This window comes from Frankia sp. CgJB1 (genome assembly GCF_977947065.1).
In genome coordinates, this window is the sequence record NZ_CDWTNB010000005.1 from 37,168 (window position 1) to 54,934 (window position 17,767).

Sequence of the window (17,767 nt, forward strand, 5' to 3'; positions counted from 1 at the left end):
GCGTCTCATTCGCCCGCGGTGATGGCGATCGACCAGCGGTGACATCGTGTGAGGAAGACGGTGGTTCCCCGAGTCGGGTCGGGGACCACCGCTCCCGAATGTCAGGCCTGGTTCCGGTGGTCGGACCCGGGCCCCGGGCCGCTCGGGTGGGCGCTCCCGCGACGCCCGAAGGGCACCGCGGGGCCGGGGCCGGTAGAACTACGACAGCATCCAGACCCACACCGACGAGAAGAGCACCATGGCAGAGATTTCAGTCGCTGACATCCGGAAGCTCCGGGAGCTCACCGGCGCTGGGATGAGCGACGTCAAGAAGGCGCTGGTCGACAACGCCGGGGACTTCGAGAAGGCCAAGTCCTGGCTGCGGGAGAAGGGCAAGGCACAGGTCGCCAAGCGTGCGGCACGCAGCGCCGCCAACGGCCTGGTCGAGTCCTACCTGCACCGGACCGGCCCGCAGCTCCCGCCTACCCTCGGCGTGCTCGTCGAGCTTCGCTGCGAGACGGACTTCGTGGCCAAGACCGAGGACTTCAAGCAACTCGCCCGCGATCTCGCGCAGCACATCGCCGCGGCGGACCCGCTGTATGTCACCGCCGAGCAGATCCCGAACGAGGTCCTCGAGGCGGAGCGAAAGATCTACGAGGCCGCGGCCCGCGAGGAGGGCAAGCCCGAGCAGGCGATCGCGAAGATTGTTGAAGGACGTGTCAACGGGTATGTGAAGAGTAGCGTGCTGCTTGACCAGCCATGGGTGAAGGACGGCAAGGTGACCATCCGAGCTCTGCTTGACCAGGCCGGCGCGTCGCTGGGTGAGAAGATCGAGGTCGGTCGGTTCTCCCGGTTCAACATCCGCCAGGCCTGAGCGTCGTCGGATCGCCGGCTCCCTGATCGGGCGGCCGGCGGCTCCGAGGCTTCTCGGTGGGTGCGGTGGTCCGGCACGCCACCGGCATCGGGATGGCCACGCCTCGAGATGACAAGATGATGCTTCCCGGCCCGGTCGGCGTGCCGTGTCGGCCCAGGTCAGCGGGGACGCCGTGGTAAGGCACACTGCATGCGGCGGCTGTGCGATCTCGGTCAGGCGAATCCGGGACCGGGCGGGACGGCTTCGCCTCTGGGACGACGAACTCGGCTGCGCTCGGCCGAACTGCGATGATAACAGGACCGGCGCCCGGTGGACGCCGGCGGACCAGGAACAGACGGAAGGAAATGCGGTGATCGACGACACGCTTCTCGAGGCCGAGGAGAAGATGGAGAAGGCGGTCTCGGTCGCCAAGGAGGACTTCGCGAACATCCGCACGGGGCGTATCACTCCCGCGGTCTTCTCCAAGATCCTGGTGGATTACTACGGCGCTCCGACACCGGTGCAGCAGCTCGCGTCGTTCCATATCCCGGAGCCGCGTATGGTGATCATTACGCCTTACGACAAGTCGTCTCTGGGGGCGATCGAGAAGGCTGTGCGCGATTCCGATCTCGGGGTCAACCCGAGCAACGACGGCACGATCATCCGGTGTGTTTTTCCGGAGCTGTCCGAGCAACGGCGTCGCGATCTTGTCAAGGTAACTCGGACTAAGGCCGAGGAAGCCCGGGTGAGCATCCGCAACGTCCGACGTCACGCCAAGGACACGATCGATCGGATCGTGCGGGACGGCGATGCCGGCGAGGACGAGGGCCGGCGGGGTGAGAAGGATCTCGACGAGGCAACCCACCGATACGTCGGGCAGGTGGATGAACTTCTTCGGCTCAAGGAATCGGATCTTCTCTCGGTTTGATCATTCCTGCGTCCGTTCTCGATGCCGGCCGCCTGCTCCGATGTTCGATTCCCATGGTCTCGGAATCGTCTGGACGGTCCCCGGATCCGCGCATGACGCGTGCGCGATGCGGCGGTCGCTGCCCACGGCCGGGCGGCCATGACGACTGTCGACGGCCGCGCGGTGGCTGAGTCCGGGTCATCCGCGCCGCCGGGATCCTCGCATGGGCCCGGTAATCCGCTTGAGTCCGGTAATCCCCGCGGGCCCGGTAATCACGGTCGGCCCGCCGGGATGGTGCCCCGGCCCTCACGTGCCGGCCGCAACCTGCCGGCCGCCATCGGTGTCGGCATCTTTCTCGGTGCCGTCATCCTCGTTCCGCTGTTCACCCTGCGGGTGATCTTTGTCGGGGTGATCAGTGTTGCGATGGCCCTGGGCACCCACGAGGTGGTCCGCGCGATCCGACTGACGCAGGTACGGGTTCCCCTGGTTGCCGGGGCGGCGGCCATGCCGGTCGTCGCGTACGTCGATGGGACCACCGGCCTGCTGCTGACTCTCGCCGGCACCATCGGCGTGGCGGCGCTGGTCCGTGCTTTCGGGCCGTCCACGGGTCTGCTCCGCGACGTCGCCGGCGCCGCCTTCGTGGCCGGCTACATCGGCTTTCCGGCTGGCTTCGCCGCGCTGCTCACCGAACCCTCCGATGGTCGCTGGCGAGTCGTCGCCTTTCTGGGAACGGTGGTGGCCAGCGACGTCGGTGGTTACACGGCCGGTGTCCTCTCCGGCGGTCGGCACAAGATGGCCCCTACCGTCTCCCCGGGGAAGTCGTGGGAGGGATTCGTCGGTTCGGCGGTGACCTGTGTGATCGTCGCCGGGATCGTGCTGGCCTGGCCGCTGGGGGCCGAGGCCTGGCAGGGCGTTCTGCTCGGGCTGGCGGTCGCGTGTACCGCGACGATCGGCGACCTGGGTGAGTCCCTGCTCAAGCGCGACATCGGCATCAAGGACATGAGCAGTCTGCTGCCCGGCCATGGTGGCCTGATGGACCGCTTGGACTCGTTGTTGTGCACCGCCCCGGTCGCCTGGCTTCTGATCACTTCCTTCCTGAACTGATCGGAACCGGGTTCAGCCGACCGGTCTCGCCTCTCGTGGGTCCCTTCGGACAGATCCGTGCATTCGTCTCGGTCGCGGTCACCTGGCAGACTGGATCCGCGATGACTGCCACGACCGCCGAATCCGGACGTCCGGACCAGCCCTCACCTGCCGAGGCGGGCTGGCCCGTGCGGCTGACGCTCACCCGGCGAGCGGGCCGAGTGCCGCGCCACCTCGCCGACCTGACCCGTCAGGAACGACGTGACGTCGCGGTGTCGCTGGGGCAGCCGGCCTTCCGCGCCGATCAGGTGGCCCGGCACTATTATGCCCGGTTGATCGCCGCCGATGAGCCCGAGGCGATGACCGACCTGCCGGAGCGGGACCGCCAGCCGCTCCTCGACGCCCTGCTGCCGAGGCTGCTCGTCCCGGTGCGGACGCTGAGCTGCGACGACGGTCTGACCCGCAAGACGGCGTGGCGGGCCGTGGACGGCGCATCTCTCGAGTCTGTGATCATGAGATATCCGGGTCGCGCGACGGTCTGTGTGTCGAGCCAGGCGGGCTGCGGCATGGGCTGCCCGTTCTGCGCCACCGGTCAGGGCGGGCTGACCCGCAACCTGTCGACCGCGGAGATCGTCGAACAGGTCGTGCACGCCGCCCGGGTTCTTCAGCGCCGTGAGCTCGCGGGCGGCGCGACCAGGTTGTCGAACGTGGTCTTCATGGGGATGGGCGAGCCGCTGGCGAACTACGCCGCGGTGATTGTCGCGCTACGCCGCCTCACCGCTCACCCTCCCGACGGGCGGGGCCTGTCGGCGCGCGGCCTGACGGTCAGCACTGTCGGCCTCGTTCCGGCGATCCGTCGCCTCGCCGGAGAGGGCCTGCCGGTGACTCTGGCGGTGTCCCTGCACGCCCCGGACGACGTTCTGCGGAACGAACTCGTCCCCATCAACACCCGTTGGCCGGTGGCCGAGGTGCTCGCGGCCGCCTGGGAGTACGCCGAGGTGACCGGCAGACGGGTAAGCGTCGAGTACGCGCTGATCGATGGGGTCAACGATGACGTGGAACGCGCCGACGCCCTCGCGGACCTGCTCGTAGGCCGGCTCGCGCATGTGAACCTCATTCCGTTGAATCCAACCGGTGGATCCTCATGGCGCGCCAGCGTCCCGGCCGGCCAGCGCGCGTTCGTCCGCCGGCTCCGTGACCGCGGCATCGTGACGACGGTGCGCGACACCCGGGGCCGGGAGATCGCGGCAGCCTGCGGACAGCTTGCGGCCGAGCCGGCCGGGAAGCCGGAGCGGACGGACCAGCCGGAGCAGGTCGGATCCGACCGTCCCGCCGAGTTCGGTGGCGCGGGGAGCGCGACGTCTGACGGTGACCGTGTCCTTCGGTAGTCCGACGAGCCGACGCCGGGGGGCCTCCCGCCCGGATATCCGGGCGACGAACACCGTATGGCTGCCGATCACGGCCGCTGCCGGGGTGTTGCTGCTGCTCCTGTGGTACGCGATGTCCCAGGAGCCGGGGCCGGCGAAGACCTCGGCGACCCAGGCCGCTCTCGGGGCGTCCGGCGGCCGTGCCGCCGGTGCCGCCGTGGCGTCGGCCATACCGTTGCCCACGGTCCCACCACCCCCCGAGAGCGGCTGCGTCACCGGGAAGACCCTGCCGTCCGGGATCGGTACCCGCACGCTGCGGGTGGGAGGAGCCGAGCGCGGCTACGTCCTCGCCGTACCGGCCGCGGGTCCTCGGGTCAGGCCACTACCGCTGATCTTCAATTTCCATGATCTGAACCAGGCGCCGGAAGATCTGGAAGCGTACACGCGGCTCGCCGATCAGGGGACGAAGGCGGGCTTCGTGGTCGCCGCCCCGATCGGGATGCAGGGGCGGTGGAACTTCACCAGATCGAAGGCGGTGGGACCCGACGACGTGCTCTTCGTCGGCGCGCTGCTCAACGACCTCGTCGGTCAGATGTGCCTGGAGGCGGGACGCGTCTTCGCCGTGGGCTACGCGGACGGCGCGAACATGGTGCTCACGCTGGCCTGCGCGCTGCCGGGCCGTCTTGCGGCGGCGGTGACCGTCGGGTCGAGCGTGCTGCCCGGCTCCTGCGCCAAGCCCGCCACCAACGTCCTGGAGATCCATGGGACCTCGGACCAGATCGCGCCGTATACCGGCGGAGGCGCTTCGCGGCCGGCCCCCTTCACCGGAGTCGTCGCCCAGCCCGTGGAGGACCGGCTCGCCCGGTACGCCTCCGCTCTGGGCTGCAGCGGAGCCCGCCAGACCTCCCGGGACACGGCTGCCTGGCAGCGCACCGTGTGGAGCGGCTGCCCAGCCGGCCATGACGTCGGGCTGTTGGCCATGCAGGGCGCGGGGCACACCTGGCCGGGGGCGCAGGCACGTCCGGCGCTGGGTCCGACCTCCGTCAGCCTGAGTGCCACCATCGTGGCGTTGACCTATTTCGGTTACACGCCTACGTCCGCGACGAGTGGCCTGCCCGGCCCTGCCGTCTCCGCCGGTCCCGCCAGCCCGGGCGTCGCCACCAGTCCGACTCCCGCGGCACCGGCGGCTGGATCCTCTGGACCCGCCGCATCCTCCGGACCCGCCACCACGTCGGCGTCGTCCGCCTCCCCGGATGCCATCCCCGGTGCCGAACCGTCCGGGCAGCCGGCAACCGGCGCCACACCTTCTTTCTCGCCCGGCCGGGGATGAGCAGACGTCGGAGCCGTCGTCGACGTGACCGACCGGGCCGACGTGCCACCCGGATCGGGGTGGCCGATCGGGGTGGGCGGCGACCGCAAAGTCCTGCCCACCAGACCTGACGAAACGTAGTTGTCACCGGACCCATTGCGCATCTTCGGGTGGCACCTGTCATGAACCAAACAGGGCGGTGCCGAGCGGTCGGTGGGCCTGAGAGAATGGGTGACGTGGTGGAGGCTTCGATCCTGCGTGAGGTTGTCCTGCTCGGGTCCACCGGTTCGATCGGAACCCAGGCGATAGATGTCGTACGCCGCAACCCGCAGCGGTTCCGGGTGGTGGCGTTGATGGGCGGCGGGTCCCGGGTGGACCTGCTCGCCGCTCAGGCACTGGACCTCGGCGTCCAGGCCGTGGGAGTGGCGGCGGCCTCGGCCGCTCAGGACCTCCAGTTGGCCTTCTTCGCCGAGGCGTCGCGGCGGGGCTACCGTCGGGGTGAGTTCCCCGTGCCAAAGATTCTCGCCGGTCCCGACGCCGCGAGCGAGATCGCGGCGTGGCCGTGCGACATCGTCCTCAACGGCATCACCGGCTCGGTCGGGTTGGCCCCGACGCTCGCGGCGCTGGCCGCCGGCCGGACGGTGGCGTTGGCGAACAAGGAATCGCTGGTCGCCGGGGGGCCGTTGGTGCTCGACGCGCTCGGTGGCGACCCCGACCGCCTGGTGCCGGTGGATTCCGAGCACTCCGCACTGGCGCAGTGCCTGCGGGGCGGGCGACGGGACGAGGTACGCAAGCTGGTGCTGACCGCCAGCGGAGGTCCCTTCCGCGGGCGCCGCCGCGACGAGCTTGCCGCCGTTACCCCGGAGCAGGCGTTGGCCCATCCCACCTGGGATATGGGACCCCTGGTGACGATCAACTCGGCGACCCTGATGAACAAGGGGCTCGAGCTGATCGAGGCGCACCTGTTCTTCGGGGTTCCCTACGACGACATCGAGGTCGTCGTGCACCCCCAGTCGTTGGTGCACTCGATGGTCGAGTTCACCGACGGCTCGACGATCGCTCAGGTCTCCCCGCCGGACATGCGGCTGCCCATCGCGCTGGCGCTCGGCTGGCCGGACCGGGTGGCGCAGGCGCAGCCGCCGATGGACTGGTCGCGGGCGCAGGCGCTCACCTTCGAACCGCTGGACGAGGTGGCGTTCCCGGCGGTGGAGCTCGCCCGCACGGCCGGGCGGCGCGGCGGCACCGCCCCCGCGGTCTTCAACGCCGCGAACGAGGAGGCGGTGGCCGCCTTCCTCGCCGGGCGGCTGCCCTTCATCCGTATTGTCGACCTGGTGGCCGAGGTCATCGCCGAGCACGAAGTGATCGATCATCCCAGCGTGGAGGAGGTGTTCGCCACCGAACGGGCCGCGCGGGCGGCGGCCGGGCGGCTGATCCGGCGCGAGACCGAACGGGACATGGTGTGAGTCGCCCCCCCGGCGCCGAGAGGGCGGTCTGATGGAGCTTCTCGGCATTGTGGCGTTCGCACTGGCCCTGCTGGTGTCGGTCGTCGCGCACGAGGCCGGGCATTTCGTGACGGCCCGGCACTACGGTATGAAGGCCTCCAAGTTCTTCGTCGGTTTCGGGCCGACTATCTGGTCCTGGCGGCGGGGGGAGACCGAGTACGGCATCAAGGCCATTCCGGCCGGCGGTTTCGTCAAGATCGAGGGGATGACTCCGCTCGAGGAGATCGATCTGGCCGATGAACCCCGCGCCTTCCACAATGCGCGGGCGCGAGCCCGGCTCGTGGTCATGTCGGCTGGTTCTTTCGTGCATTTCGTCATCGCCATCGTGTTGGTCTACGGAGTGCTTGTCGTCCTGGGCACGACCACGATCAGCGAGTCGAGGGTCGGCGCGACGAGCTGCGTCGCCACGACCGCGACCTGTTCCGGACCGGGGCCGGCCGCGGCGGCCGGTCTGCGGCCGGGCGACCGGATCGTCAGCTTCGGCGGAGTTCCGGTCACGACTTGGGCGCAGTTCACCCGGCAGGTGCGTGCGCACGGAGCGGGGCCTGCGGTGATGGTCGTCGAACGGGACGGCCGCACCCTCACCCTCACGCCGAACCTGGTGGAGGTCAGGCGCGATCGGGAGACCGGGCAGGTGGGCGACGACCGGGTCGGCGCCTTGGGCGTCAGACCGGGAACCGAGACAGTGCACTACAACCCGATCGAAGCCGTGCCCCGCACCTTCGATGTCATCGGGTCCGGGTTCACCGGTATGTACGAGACGCTGACCCGCCGGATCGGTGATATCGCTAATATCTTCAGCGACGACCGCGACCCCCAGGGTTTCATCAGCGTGGTGGGAGCGGCGCGTATCGGTGGTGATGTGGTCTCGGCCGAGGGCAGTTCGGCCGTGGACCGGGTGCGGAATCTTCTCATTCTGGTCGCCGCGATCAATCTCGCGGTCGGAATTTTTAACCTGTTGCCCCTACTCCCGTTGGACGGCGGTCATATTGCCGTGCTGGGCTTCGAGCAGGCCCGGCATGGCCTACGCAGGCTCCGGGGTTATCGCGGTCCGGTACAGAAGGTGGATTTCGCCAAACTGTTACCAGCCACGTACGCCACGGTCGTCGTACTGCTCGGGTTCAGTCTGCTTGTCCTGTCCGCCGACATTGTCAATCCCATTCGCCTGAATCAGTAATTCCGTATGAACATGCGCGACGGTGTGCCTCCTGCCTCCTGCCTCCTGCAGCCGACAGGCCGAGTCAGTCGCACGTCGATCTTCGTCTCCGATTCGCCAGTGAGGACAACGTGACCGTAACTCTGGGCATGCCAACCGCTCCGGCCCGTCCGCTCGGCACGCGGCGGCACAGCCGGCAGATCCACGTGGGCAACGTCCCGGTCGGGGGTGACGCTCCGGTCTCCGTTCAGTCGATGTGCACCACGTTGACGTCAGACGTCAACGCCACGCTGCAGCAGATCGCACAGCTGACAGCGTCGGGATGCCAAATCGTCCGGGTCGCGGTGCCAAGCCAGGACGACGCTGACGCCCTCGCCGCGATCGCCCGCAAATCCCCGATCCCGGTGATTGCCGATATCCATTTCCAGCCCAAGTACGTCTTCGCCGCGATCGACGCGGGCTGCGCCGCGGTCCGGGTCAACCCCGGCAACATCAAGGCTTTTGACGACAAGATCGGGGAGATTGCTCGCGCGGCGAAGGCCGCCGGCGTTCCGATCCGGATCGGGGTCAACGCGGGTTCGCTCGACAAGCGGCTGTTGGCGAAGTACGGCAAGGCCACGCCGGAGGCGCTGACGGAGTCGGCCCTGTGGGAATGCTCGCTGTTCGAGGAGCACGACTTCCGTGACATCAAGATCTCGGTGAAGCACCACGACCCGGTCGTCATGATCCAGGCGTACCGGCTGCTCGCCCAGGCCTGCGACTACCCGCTGCACCTCGGTGTCACCGAGGCCGGGCCGTCCTTCCAGGGCACGGTCAAGTCCGCGGTCGCCTTCGGGGCCCTGCTCGCCGAGGGAATCGGTGACACGATCAGAGTGTCGCTGTCGGCACCGCCGGTCGAGGAGGTGAAGGTCGGCACCGCGATCCTGGAGTCCCTAGGACTTCGGCAGCGTAAGCTCGAGATCGTATCCTGCCCCTCCTGCGGTCGGGCTCAGGTTGACGTCTACACCCTTGCCAATCAGGTCAGCGCCGGTCTCGAGGGCATGGAGGTCCCGTTGCGCGTCGCCGTCATGGGCTGCGTCGTGAACGGGCCGGGCGAGGCCAGGGAGGCCGATCTCGGCGTCGCCTCCGGGAACGGCAAGGGTCAGATCTTCGTCCGAGGTGAGGTCGTGAAGACCGTTCCGGAGGCACAGATAGTGGAAACCCTCATTGAGGAAGCCATGCGGCTGGCCGAGGCGATGGCGCCGGACGGCACCCCGTCCGGCGAACCCTCGGTTTCCGTGGGTTAACGTTCGACCGGATGGGCCTACCTCTGCGGTCCGCGCCGACCCGTCTGCTTGACGACAGGGATCTTCCGGCCGTCCGCGAGCTCTTGGCCCGCAACCCGGTCGCCGATGTGTTCGTCGCATCTCGGGTCGAGGCGGCCGGGCTCGACCCGTGGCGTCTCGGCGCCGAGATGTGGGGGCACACCGTGGATGGCTGCCTGGTCGCTCTGTGTTATTCCGGCGCCAACCTCTGGCCCGTGGCGGCAGGCCCCACCTCGGCGAGACTGTTCGCCGAGCGGGCTCGCCTGCAGGGACGGCGCTGCTCGTCCATCGTCGGCGTCTCCTCCTCCGTGACGGCGATGTGGAAGCATCTGGAGCCGACCTGGGGGCGGGCCCGGGAGGTACGGGCCGACCAGCTCCTGCTCGTGATCGACCGCCCGCCGCGGGTCGCCCCAGATCCGGCGGTGCGCCCGGTGCGCCCGGACGAGCTGGACGTCATCCTGCCGGCCTGCATCGCCATGTTCACCGAGGAGATCGGGGTGTCCCCGGTGCTCGCTGACGGCGGTGCCCTCTACCGCGCCCGCGTCGCCGAGTTCGTCGGTCAGCGGCGTTCCTTCGCCCACATCGCCGACGGCCGGGTGCTGTTCAAGGCCGAGATCGGCGCCGTCGCGGGCGACGTCTGCCAGATCCAGGGCGTCTGGGTCGACCCGGCGCTGCGTGGGCGCGGCCTTGGCGCCGCGGGAACCGCGAGTGTGGTCGCGCTGGCGCGGGCCGCCTTCGCCCCACTGGTCAGCCTGTACGTCAACGACTTCAACCATGCCGCCCGCCGGGTCTACGACCGGGTGGGCTTCCAGCGGGTCGGGACCTTCGCGTCGATCCTGTTCTGATGTTGATCTTGTCCTGAGATCGATCCCGGTCTGAGACCATCCCGGACCCGCTCCGATGGTGTCCGGGGCCTCTTTGATCCCCAGCAATGTCCGTTTTGTCGGCTATGTGCATCTGGCCGGTCAAAGATATTGCAGAACGATGTCATCGCGATGAAGTCACATGGCCAGGATGGGCACCATCTGGCATGCTTACCATCCCGATGACTTCGATCGACATGCATGGCGCGGGCGTCAGCCTGCGTGAGGGGGTATCTATGAGACCGAGCAGACTGTGGCGTGCAGCGACGCCACTCATCGCCGCGGGGGCGCTCGTACTGGCGGTGGTGGGCTGCTCGAGTGACGACGGGGACTCCCAGACGGTCGCCTCGGACGGCCAGGTCACCGGCACCCTGCGGCTCGGGTACTTCCCGAACCTCACCCACGCGCCAGCTCTCTACGGCGTCGAGAAGGGGATCTTCGCCAAGGACCTCGGTTCTGGAGTCACGCTCAAGACGTCGACCTTCAACTCCGGCGTGCAGGAGGCGGAGGCGATTCTGTCCGGCGCCATCGATGCCGGCTATATCGGTCCCAACCCGGCGGTCAACAGCTTCATCAAGTCGCACGGGGAGGCGGTTCGGATCGTCTCCGGCGCCACCTCGGGTGGTGCGTCGCTGGTGGTCAAGCCTGAGATCACCTCCGTCGCGCAGCTCAAGGGCACCACGCTCGCCACCCCGAGCCTGGGCAACACCCAGGACGTGGCGCTGCGGTACTTCCTCAAGGAGAACGGGCTGAAGACCGACCCCCAGGGCGGGGGTGATGTCTCCATCAAGCCCCAGGACAACACCGTGACGGTGGACGCCTTCGCCAGCAAGGCCATCGACGGGTCCTGGGTGCCCGAGCCGATAGCCTCCCGGCTCGTCGCCGCGGGGGGCAAGGTGCTCGTCAACGAGGCCGACGAGTGGCCGGAGACCAAGGGCCAGTTCGTCACGACGGTGCTTCTGGTGAGCACGGACTACCTGAAGAAGAACCCGGAGATCGTCCGCCGGCTCATCACGGCGAACGTGGAATCGATCAACGCGCTCAACGCCGACCGTGACGCCGGCGCGAAGGTCACCAACACGGCACTGGGCAAGCTGAGCGGCAAGCCGCTGTCCGACAAGATCCTCACCTCGGCCTGGAAGGGGCTGACCTTCACTCCGGACCCGATCGCGGCGTCCCTGTTCACCTCAGCGAAGCACCAGGAGGAGCTCGGCCTCATCGAGAACCCGAAGCTCGACGGTCTGTTCGATCTGACGGTCCTCAACGAGATCCTCGCCAAGCAGGGCACACCGACGGTCTCCGACTCCTGACCCGCGGCACCCCCGGTAGCCGGGCCGGCTGAACCTCGGTCCGAGACCACAGGGCGACGACCGGACCGGGGTGTCGATCATCGATGCCCCGGCTTGGTCCATCCGTCCGTCCGTCCATGCACACCGGCCGCATACACCGCGACGGGGGAATGAACCATGACCGCTGTACTCACCGACACCGCTGTACTCACCGACACCGCGCTGCGCATCCACCGCGTCAGCCGGGTCTTCGGATCCGGGCCCGCCAGCGTCAAGGCGCTCGACAACGTCTCCCTGGATGTCCGGGCGGGCGAGTTCGTCTGTCTCCTCGGTGCGTCCGGCTGTGGGAAATCGACCCTGCTCGCCCTGATCGCCGGTCTCGACCAGCCCTCCGTGGGCGTCGTTGACACCACCGGCCGGCGGGTCGGGATGATGTTCCAGGATTCGGCGTTGCTGCCCTGGCTGACGGCGGGCGGCAACGTGGAGGTGCCGCTGCGGCTGCGGGGGATCGGCAAGGCCGAGCGGCGGGACCGGGTCGAGAGCCTGCTCGCGATGGTCCGGCTGGCCGGCCTGTCCGCGAAGCGCCCCCATGAGCTGTCCGGCGGCATGCGCCAGCGGGTGAGCCTGGCCCGGGCCTTCGCGCAGGAGGCCGACATCCTGTGCATGGACGAGCCGTTCGGTGCGCTCGACGCGATGACCCGCGATCTGCTCCACGACGAACTCGAACGGATCTGGCGGGAGACGGGGGTCACCGTCATCTTCGTCACCCACGATGTGCGCGAGGCGGTCCGGCTCGGTGACCGCATCGTGCTGCTGTCCTCCCGGCCCGGCCGGGTCGTGGAGATCTTCGACGTCGATATCGACCGCCCCCGCCGGCTCGACTCCACCCACGTTTCGGAGCTCGCCACCGAGGTGACCGCGCGGCTACGCGAGGAGGTTGGCCGCCATGGCCACTGACGTCAGCGTCCCCAGCCGTAAGAGTGCCGGGCGCGTCGAGGCCGGCGAGCCCCTCGACGTCGACGTGGCCCTCGCCGGCCTCGACGCGCTGGACATCCCGACCGCGCAACGGCGGCCGTTCGCGGCCCGCGCCTGGGCGGCCACCTGGCCGAAGCTCGGCGCTCTGCTCCTGTTCCTGCTGTTTTGGCAGATCGTCGTCTGGAGCGGCTGGAAGCCCAGCTATGTGCTGCCCGGGCCGGGCGAGGCGCTGGGCGAGTTCGTCGACCAGCTGGGCAGCGGACACTTCTGGGACGCTCTGGCCCGCACCCTGGTCCGGGCCCTGGAGGGATACGCCCTCGCCGTGCTCATCGGCACCGTGGTCGGGATCGCGGTGTCCCGCTTCGGGGTCCTGCGTACCGCGGTGGGATCGTTCATCACCGCGGTGCAGACGATGCCCTCGATCGTCTGGTTCCCGCTCGCCGTCCTGCTGTTCAAGCTCAGCGAGTCCGCGATCATGTTCGTGGTGGTGCTCGGGGCGGCGCCGTCGGTGGCCAACGGCGTCATCTACGGCGTGGACTACGTGCCGCCTCTACTGGTCCAGGTCGGCCGCAGCATGGGCGCGCGTGGTCTGTCCCTCTACCGGTATATCGTGGTACCGGCGGCCCTGCCCTCGGTGCTCGCGGGCCTGAAGCAGGGCTGGGCGTTCGCCTGGCGCAGCCTGATGGCCGGCGAGTTGCTGGTCATCGTTCCGGGGCATCCGTCCGTCGGGGCCGACCTGCAGAATGCCCGCGAACTGCTCGACACGGTCGGGGTACTGGCCTCGATGATCACGATCTTCGTGGTCGGGGTGCTCATCGATGCCGGATTCAACGCGGTGGACCAGCGGATGCGGCAGCGCCGTGGGCTGGTTGCGGAGGATACGACGGCGGTCCGGGCGGCTCGGCGTCGCCGGGGCGGCAGCGCCGGCGGGTCCGCCGCGGCCGGTACAAAGGAAGTGGCGGCGGTCGGAGCCGCCACCACGGCCACCTCCTCCGCCGACGGCGGCACGGACGCCCCCCATCCCGAGAGGGCTGGCTGAGGAAGTCCCCGATTCCCCGGCCGGCAGGTTCGTTGGCCGGCAGGCTCGTTCGACCGAGCCGGCGGCGGGAACAGCGCCCGTTGGCGCGGGGCCGCGCCTCGCCCGCTGCCGACCCGGCCCACCCATTCGGCGAGGACCGGCGGCAGAATGGATGCATGCAGATCTCCGCTCGCGCCGACTACGCATTGCGCGCACTCCTGACGTTGGCCGCGAGCAACGGTCGGCTCGTCAAGGGCGAGGCGCTTGCCGCGGCGCAGGATCTGCCGCTGCGCTTCCTCGAGAACATCCTCACCGATCTACGCCGGGCGGGGCTGGTCCAGAGCCGCCGGGGCGCGGACGGGGGATACCAGCTGAGCCTTCCTCCCGACCGGATCACCATCGCCACGGTGATCCGGGCGACCGACGGTCCGCTCGCCAGCGTGCGAGGCCGGCGTCCCGAGGACACGAACTACGACGGCGCGGCCAAGAACCTGCAGGATGTGTGGATCGCGGTTCGGGTGAACCTGCGGCGGGTGCTGGAGGCCGTGACCCTCGCTGACGTGGCGAGTGGTCAGCTTCCGGACATCGTGACCACCCTCGGCGGCGACCCCGACGCGTGGGTCACCCGCTGACGGGAGCGGCCCGCTTCCTGGAGCGGGCCCGGCCTCCCTGGACACCAGGTCACGTCCCCGGTAGCGCGCGGCTCGCGGCCGCCAGCGGCATGCCGGCCGCGATGCGGGCCCGCTGCGCGCGTACGGCGGTGCCGGTCAGCGCGTCCAGGGCCAGCGCACGGACGTCCCCGACGAGCACGGTGACGGCGTCGTGGGCCGCCATGGCGCAGGCGTCCTCGATCCTGGCCAGGAGGGCCAGTGCCGCCCCGATTCCCTCCGGTGCGACGGGGAGTCGATAGGCGGGCAGTGCCGGTGGCGCCTCCCCGCCGCGGGCCCGGATCGCGGTGATGAGGTCGTCGCGCAGCGCCTGGTGCGCCAGATAGCTCAGTCGTGCGAGCTCGCGCGCCTGCGCCGCGGCCGGGCCGAGCGGCGCGAGGGCACCTCCCGCCGCCGCGGCGGCGTAGACGGCGGCATACGTGGCCGTGAGCATCGTGACCAGCGCCGCGACACCCGCGGGATCCGGGTGGTCGGTTGCGGCGGTCGATTCCGTGGGGGTCGCCGACGCCGGATCGCCCGGTGGTGTGCCGGCGGTCATCCGGACACCCGGCTCGCAGAGAGGGCCAGCAGCTCCGCATGTGCGGTCCCGGCGGCGCACATGCTCGCCAGCAGGGACGCGAGCGGACCGCCCGCGCGCAGGCAGTCGGTGCGGGCCGCGTTCGTCGCCGCACCCTCCATCCCGGTCAGGGAGGCGATGGTGGCGGCGCGGGCCGTGGGTGACTCGTCGACGAGCTGCGCCGTTCCCGCCGTCCCGGCGCCGTCGCGCCCGATCGTCCGGGTCGGCATGGCCGCCTGGGTCGGTATGGCTGCCTGGGCCGGCGTGGTCGGTGCGGAGCCCGGGAACTGTTCGGCCAAGGTCCGGAGCTGGACTTCGTGATGGGCCCGCAGCGTGTCGAACAGGGGACGCAGGGACGGGTGGCGCTCGGCCGCCGTCCGGTATGCCGCGGCCAGCGCGGTCGCCCGGACGGCGGCGGCCCTCGCCGCCCGGCGGTCGTCGCCGCCCAGGCCCACTGCGGGACCGGTCCGGTTCGTCGCGACCGTGGTGCTGCACCCGGCGGCCTCGAATCCGGTAAATCCGGCAAATCCGGTGAGGGTGAGGCCGGTCAGCCCGGCGAGGACCCGTCGTCGGGAGGCGTGGGTGAGGTTCGCCGGATCCACCGTCGCAGCTTCGCACATCCCCTGCTGTCGTCCGGATCGCCGTGTGGTCCGCGCGGCCTGATCCGGTTACCCCCGGGTCGCGACGGACTCCGGTCGGGGCGGACGTAGGCTATGGATCTCACCCGGGATGCCGTTCGCCCCTGTGACGGCCCAGCCCGGCGGGACCGTCGGCGGTCGGTCCTCGTTGTTCGACGGTGCCGCAGGTCGGGTCGACGAGGGTCGCACGGCTTGATGGCGCCGGCCGAACCTGGGTATCGCCCCCGGGAGATGACAATGTGGCGGCCGGCCTACGGCGTGGGGAGCGGCGTCGTGGGTCCGGCGGATGATCAGGCATCGCGGATGCGGGAAGGGACGGTCGAAGTGGCAGGGGCGGGGGAGGCCGGCCGCGCGCGCGACCGGAGCCCATCCGGATCGGCCCGCGGGCGCGGCGGCGTTCGGACGGCGCTGCGGGCTCGGCTGGCGGCCGGCTTCGCCGACGCGGGTTTCGATCTCGAGGATGTGACGGTGGCACGGGCCGGATCGCGCAGCGTGGTGCGGGTGGTGGTGGACCGCGACGGCGGAGTCGACCTGGACGCGGTCGCGGACGCCAGCCGGCTCGCCTCCGAGCTGCTCGACGCCGCCGAGACCAACGGCCAGGGCCTGGTCGCCGGGCCTTATGTTTTCGAGGTCACCTCACCGGGCGTCGAACGGCCGCTGACCGAGCCTCGGCACTGGCGCCGCGCGATCGGCAGGCTTGTCACGGTATGTGATCGAGACGGCATCGTTCTCGCCGGGCGTGTCCTCTCCGCCGACGAATCGGGGGCGGACCTGGCGGTGGCGACGGATCCCGCGCGGCCCGGACGCCCCCCGCGCCGGCGGCTTGCGCGGGTGACCTTCGCACAGGTGGCCCGGGCTACTGTCGAGGTCGAGTTCTCGGCCGAGGCGTATGATGATCTTTCTGTCGAGTCGGTGGAGACGCCGTCTTCGTCCGCCGCGTTGGTGGAACCCGGCGAGACAGCCGATCTCGGGTCTGGGGAGCCGAGCGACGATCTTCCGGCGGCGCCGGGGAGGGAATCCTAATGACGACGGCCGGGAGGCCGGCCCCCGGGGCGCGGCCGGTAAGGAGATGACCCGGTGAAGCTCGACGTGGCCGCGCTGCGCGGAATCGAGCAGGAGAAGGACATTGCCTTTGACACCTTGGTGCAGGCGATGGAGACGGCACTGCTGACGGCCTATCACCACACGGCCGGGTCCGCGCAGGACGCCCGGGTGGTGATCGACCGGACGACCGGAGATGTCTCCGTCCTCGCCCGGGAACGGGGTCCGGACGGCACCAGCCGGGAGTACGACGACACCCCGGCGGACTTCGGGCGGATCGCGACTATGATCGCTAAACAGGTGATCATGCAGCGGCTGCGCGAGGCCCAGCAGGAGGTCACCTACGGCCAGTACGCTGACCGGGAGCACGAGATCGTCTCCGGTGTGGTGCAACATCACGAACAGCGGGCCGGCTCCAGGGTCGTGCTCGTCAATCTCGGCACCGTCGAGGGTGTCCTGCCGCCGGCCGAGCAGGTTCCCGGCGAGCGGCTCGAGCACGGTGACCGGATCAAGTGTTATGTGGTGCACGTCGCGCGGGGGCAGCACGGACCCACGGTGACGTTGTCCCGCACCCATCCCGAGCTGGTGAAGGGGCTGTTCCGGCTGGAGGTGCCCGAGGTCGCCGACGGCACCGTGGAACTCGCCGCGATCGCCCGCGAGGCTGGGCATCGCAGCAAGATAGCGGTGCGGTCCCGGGTGGCCGGGGTCAACCCCAAGGGCGCGTGCATCGGGCCGATGGGCAGCCGGGTGCGTGCCGTCATGGCCGAGCTGCGGGGCGAGAAGATCGACATCGTCGACTGGTCGGCCGACCCGGCAACCTTTGTCGGGAGCGCGCTGTCCCCGGCCCGGGTGGCCCGGGTCGAGGTGACGGACCCGGCGAGCCGCTCGGCGCGGGTGGTGGTGCCCGATTACCAGCTGTCGTTGGCCATCGGTCGCGAGGGGCAGAACGCCCGGCTCGCCGCCCGGCTGACGGGGTGGCGCATCGACATCCACTCTGACACCGAGGACTCCGGCGAGGGCGGTGGGAGCGGATCCGAACGGGGCTCCGCTGGTGCGCCTCGACGATCGGGACCAGCTGCGGTACCGTGGCGATCGCCTGCCGCGGGTGGCCATTCTCGGGGCCGAGCGGGATAGACTTGCGATGGCGCGTCGTGCGGAGCCCGTTCGTACCTGTGTCGGATGTCGAAGCCGTGCGCCGAGTTCTGACCTACTGCGTATCGTTGTAGAAGGCGGCGAGCTTCTGCCGGATGCTCGTCGTC

Annotated in this window: 17 protein-coding genes; 15 read left to right on the forward strand and 2 right to left on the reverse strand. The window is 69.8% G+C overall.

What is annotated here, in order from left to right:
* Positions 1-238 precede the first annotated feature (238 nt).
* The 13 genes from AC08OT_RS01400 to AC08OT_RS01460 all read left to right on the forward strand — a co-directional run bounded on the left by AC08OT_RS01400 (position 239) and on the right by AC08OT_RS01460 (position 14,237).
* Positions 239-853: a translation elongation factor Ts gene (locus tag AC08OT_RS01400; RefSeq protein WP_476592394.1), complete on the forward strand. Its 615-nt coding sequence runs from the start codon at positions 239-241 to the stop codon at positions 851-853.
* Positions 854-1,202: 349 nt separating this feature from the next.
* Positions 1,203-1,760: a ribosome recycling factor gene (gene frr / locus AC08OT_RS01405; protein ID WP_476592393.1), complete on the forward strand. Its 558-nt coding sequence runs from the start codon at positions 1,203-1,205 to the stop codon at positions 1,758-1,760.
* A gap of 270 nt (positions 1,761-2,030) precedes the next feature.
* The gene (locus AC08OT_RS01410) at positions 2,031-2,843 is read left to right on the forward strand and encodes a phosphatidate cytidylyltransferase (protein ID WP_476592392.1); all 813 of its coding nucleotides are present in this window, start codon (positions 2,031-2,033) and stop codon (positions 2,841-2,843) included.
* Between the two features lie 101 nt (positions 2,844-2,944).
* A complete protein-coding gene (gene rlmN, locus AC08OT_RS01415; RefSeq protein ID WP_476594805.1) occupies positions 2,945-4,210 on the forward strand; it encodes a dual-specificity RNA methyltransferase RlmN in 1,266 nt (421 codons plus the stop codon).
* Positions 4,191-5,519: a CE1 family esterase gene (locus tag AC08OT_RS01420; RefSeq protein ID WP_476592390.1), complete on the forward strand. Its 1,329-nt coding sequence runs from the start codon at positions 4,191-4,193 to the stop codon at positions 5,517-5,519. Before rlmN ends, AC08OT_RS01420 begins: the two co-directional genes overlap by 20 nt.
* A gap of 206 nt (positions 5,520-5,725) precedes the next feature.
* The gene (gene dxr / locus AC08OT_RS01425; protein ID WP_476592389.1) at positions 5,726-6,961 is read left to right on the forward strand and encodes a 1-deoxy-D-xylulose-5-phosphate reductoisomerase; all 1,236 of its coding nucleotides are present in this window, start codon (positions 5,726-5,728) and stop codon (positions 6,959-6,961) included.
* A gap of 31 nt (positions 6,962-6,992) precedes the next feature.
* A complete protein-coding gene (locus AC08OT_RS01430) occupies positions 6,993-8,177 on the forward strand; it encodes a M50 family metallopeptidase (RefSeq protein WP_476592388.1) in 1,185 nt (394 codons plus the stop codon).
* 110 nt (positions 8,178-8,287) lie between these two features.
* Positions 8,288-9,442: a flavodoxin-dependent (E)-4-hydroxy-3-methylbut-2-enyl-diphosphate synthase gene (ispG, locus tag AC08OT_RS01435; RefSeq protein WP_476592387.1), complete on the forward strand. Its 1,155-nt coding sequence runs from the start codon at positions 8,288-8,290 to the stop codon at positions 9,440-9,442.
* Positions 9,443-9,453: 11 nt separating this feature from the next.
* A complete protein-coding gene (locus tag AC08OT_RS01440) occupies positions 9,454-10,305 on the forward strand; it encodes a GNAT family N-acetyltransferase (RefSeq protein WP_476592386.1) in 852 nt (283 codons plus the stop codon).
* Between the two features lie 254 nt (positions 10,306-10,559).
* Complete coding sequence (locus tag AC08OT_RS01445) at positions 10,560-11,633, forward strand: ABC transporter substrate-binding protein (RefSeq protein ID WP_476592385.1); 1,074 nt, start codon at positions 10,560-10,562, stop codon at positions 11,631-11,633.
* Positions 11,634-11,789: 156 nt separating this feature from the next.
* On the forward strand, positions 11,790-12,569 hold the full coding sequence (locus AC08OT_RS01450) for an ABC transporter ATP-binding protein (RefSeq protein WP_476592384.1): 780 nt from the start codon (positions 11,790-11,792) through the stop codon (positions 12,567-12,569).
* The gene (locus tag AC08OT_RS01455) at positions 12,559-13,626 is read left to right on the forward strand and encodes an ABC transporter permease (protein WP_476592383.1); all 1,068 of its coding nucleotides are present in this window, start codon (positions 12,559-12,561) and stop codon (positions 13,624-13,626) included. Before AC08OT_RS01450 ends, AC08OT_RS01455 begins: the two co-directional genes overlap by 11 nt.
* Positions 13,627-13,781: 155 nt before the next feature.
* The gene (locus AC08OT_RS01460; protein ID WP_462185778.1) at positions 13,782-14,237 is read left to right on the forward strand and encodes an RrF2 family transcriptional regulator; all 456 of its coding nucleotides are present in this window, start codon (positions 13,782-13,784) and stop codon (positions 14,235-14,237) included.
* Positions 14,238-14,286: 49 nt separating this feature from the next.
* Here the strand turns inward: AC08OT_RS01460 and AC08OT_RS01465 are convergent, their stop codons facing one another.
* Positions 14,287-14,811 (reverse strand): DUF4439 domain-containing protein, encoded by a 525-nt coding sequence (locus AC08OT_RS01465; protein ID WP_476592382.1) that lies wholly within the window; start codon positions 14,809-14,811, stop codon positions 14,287-14,289.
* Positions 14,808-15,431 carry a hypothetical protein gene (locus AC08OT_RS01470; protein WP_476592381.1) on the reverse strand — a complete coding sequence of 208 codons (624 nt, stop codon included), beginning with the start codon at positions 15,429-15,431 and terminating at the stop codon, positions 14,808-14,810. Before AC08OT_RS01470 ends, AC08OT_RS01465 begins: the two co-directional genes overlap by 4 nt.
* A 360-nt stretch (positions 15,432-15,791) precedes the next feature.
* Here AC08OT_RS01470 and rimP point away from each other — a divergent pair, with 360 nt between their 5' ends.
* Complete coding sequence (gene rimP, locus AC08OT_RS01475) at positions 15,792-16,490, forward strand: ribosome maturation factor RimP (RefSeq protein WP_476592380.1); 699 nt, start codon at positions 15,792-15,794, stop codon at positions 16,488-16,490.
* A gap of 54 nt (positions 16,491-16,544) precedes the next feature.
* Positions 16,545-17,642 (forward strand): transcription termination factor NusA, encoded by a 1,098-nt coding sequence (nusA, locus tag AC08OT_RS01480; RefSeq protein ID WP_476592379.1) that lies wholly within the window; start codon positions 16,545-16,547, stop codon positions 17,640-17,642.
* Positions 17,643-17,767 lie beyond the last annotated feature (125 nt).

Excerpts from the sequence above, each read along its gene's own strand:
- AC08OT_RS01400 (WP_476592394.1), top strand. The coding sequence starts at position 239 with ATGGCAGAGATTTCAGTCGCTGACATCCGGAAGCTCCGGGAGCTCACC.
- AC08OT_RS01410 (WP_476592392.1), top strand. The coding sequence starts at position 2,031 with ATGGTGCCCCGGCCCTCACGTGCCGGCCGCAACCTGCCGGCCGCCATC.
- rlmN (WP_476594805.1), top strand. The coding sequence starts at position 2,945 with ATGACTGCCACGACCGCCGAATCCGGACGTCCGGACCAGCCCTCACCT.
- dxr (WP_476592389.1), top strand. The coding sequence starts at position 5,726 with ATGGGTGACGTGGTGGAGGCTTCGATCCTGCGTGAGGTTGTCCTGCTC.
- AC08OT_RS01430 (WP_476592388.1), top strand. The coding sequence starts at position 6,993 with ATGGAGCTTCTCGGCATTGTGGCGTTCGCACTGGCCCTGCTGGTGTCG.
- AC08OT_RS01440 (WP_476592386.1), top strand. The coding sequence starts at position 9,454 with ATGGGCCTACCTCTGCGGTCCGCGCCGACCCGTCTGCTTGACGACAGG.
- AC08OT_RS01445 (WP_476592385.1), top strand. The coding sequence starts at position 10,560 with ATGAGACCGAGCAGACTGTGGCGTGCAGCGACGCCACTCATCGCCGCG.
- AC08OT_RS01450 (WP_476592384.1), top strand. The coding sequence starts at position 11,790 with ATGACCGCTGTACTCACCGACACCGCTGTACTCACCGACACCGCGCTG.
- AC08OT_RS01455 (WP_476592383.1), top strand. The coding sequence starts at position 12,559 with ATGGCCACTGACGTCAGCGTCCCCAGCCGTAAGAGTGCCGGGCGCGTC.
- AC08OT_RS01460 (WP_462185778.1), top strand. The coding sequence starts at position 13,782 with ATGCAGATCTCCGCTCGCGCCGACTACGCATTGCGCGCACTCCTGACG.
- AC08OT_RS01465 (WP_476592382.1), bottom strand. The coding sequence starts at position 14,811 with ATGACCGCCGGCACACCACCGGGCGATCCGGCGTCGGCGACCCCCACG.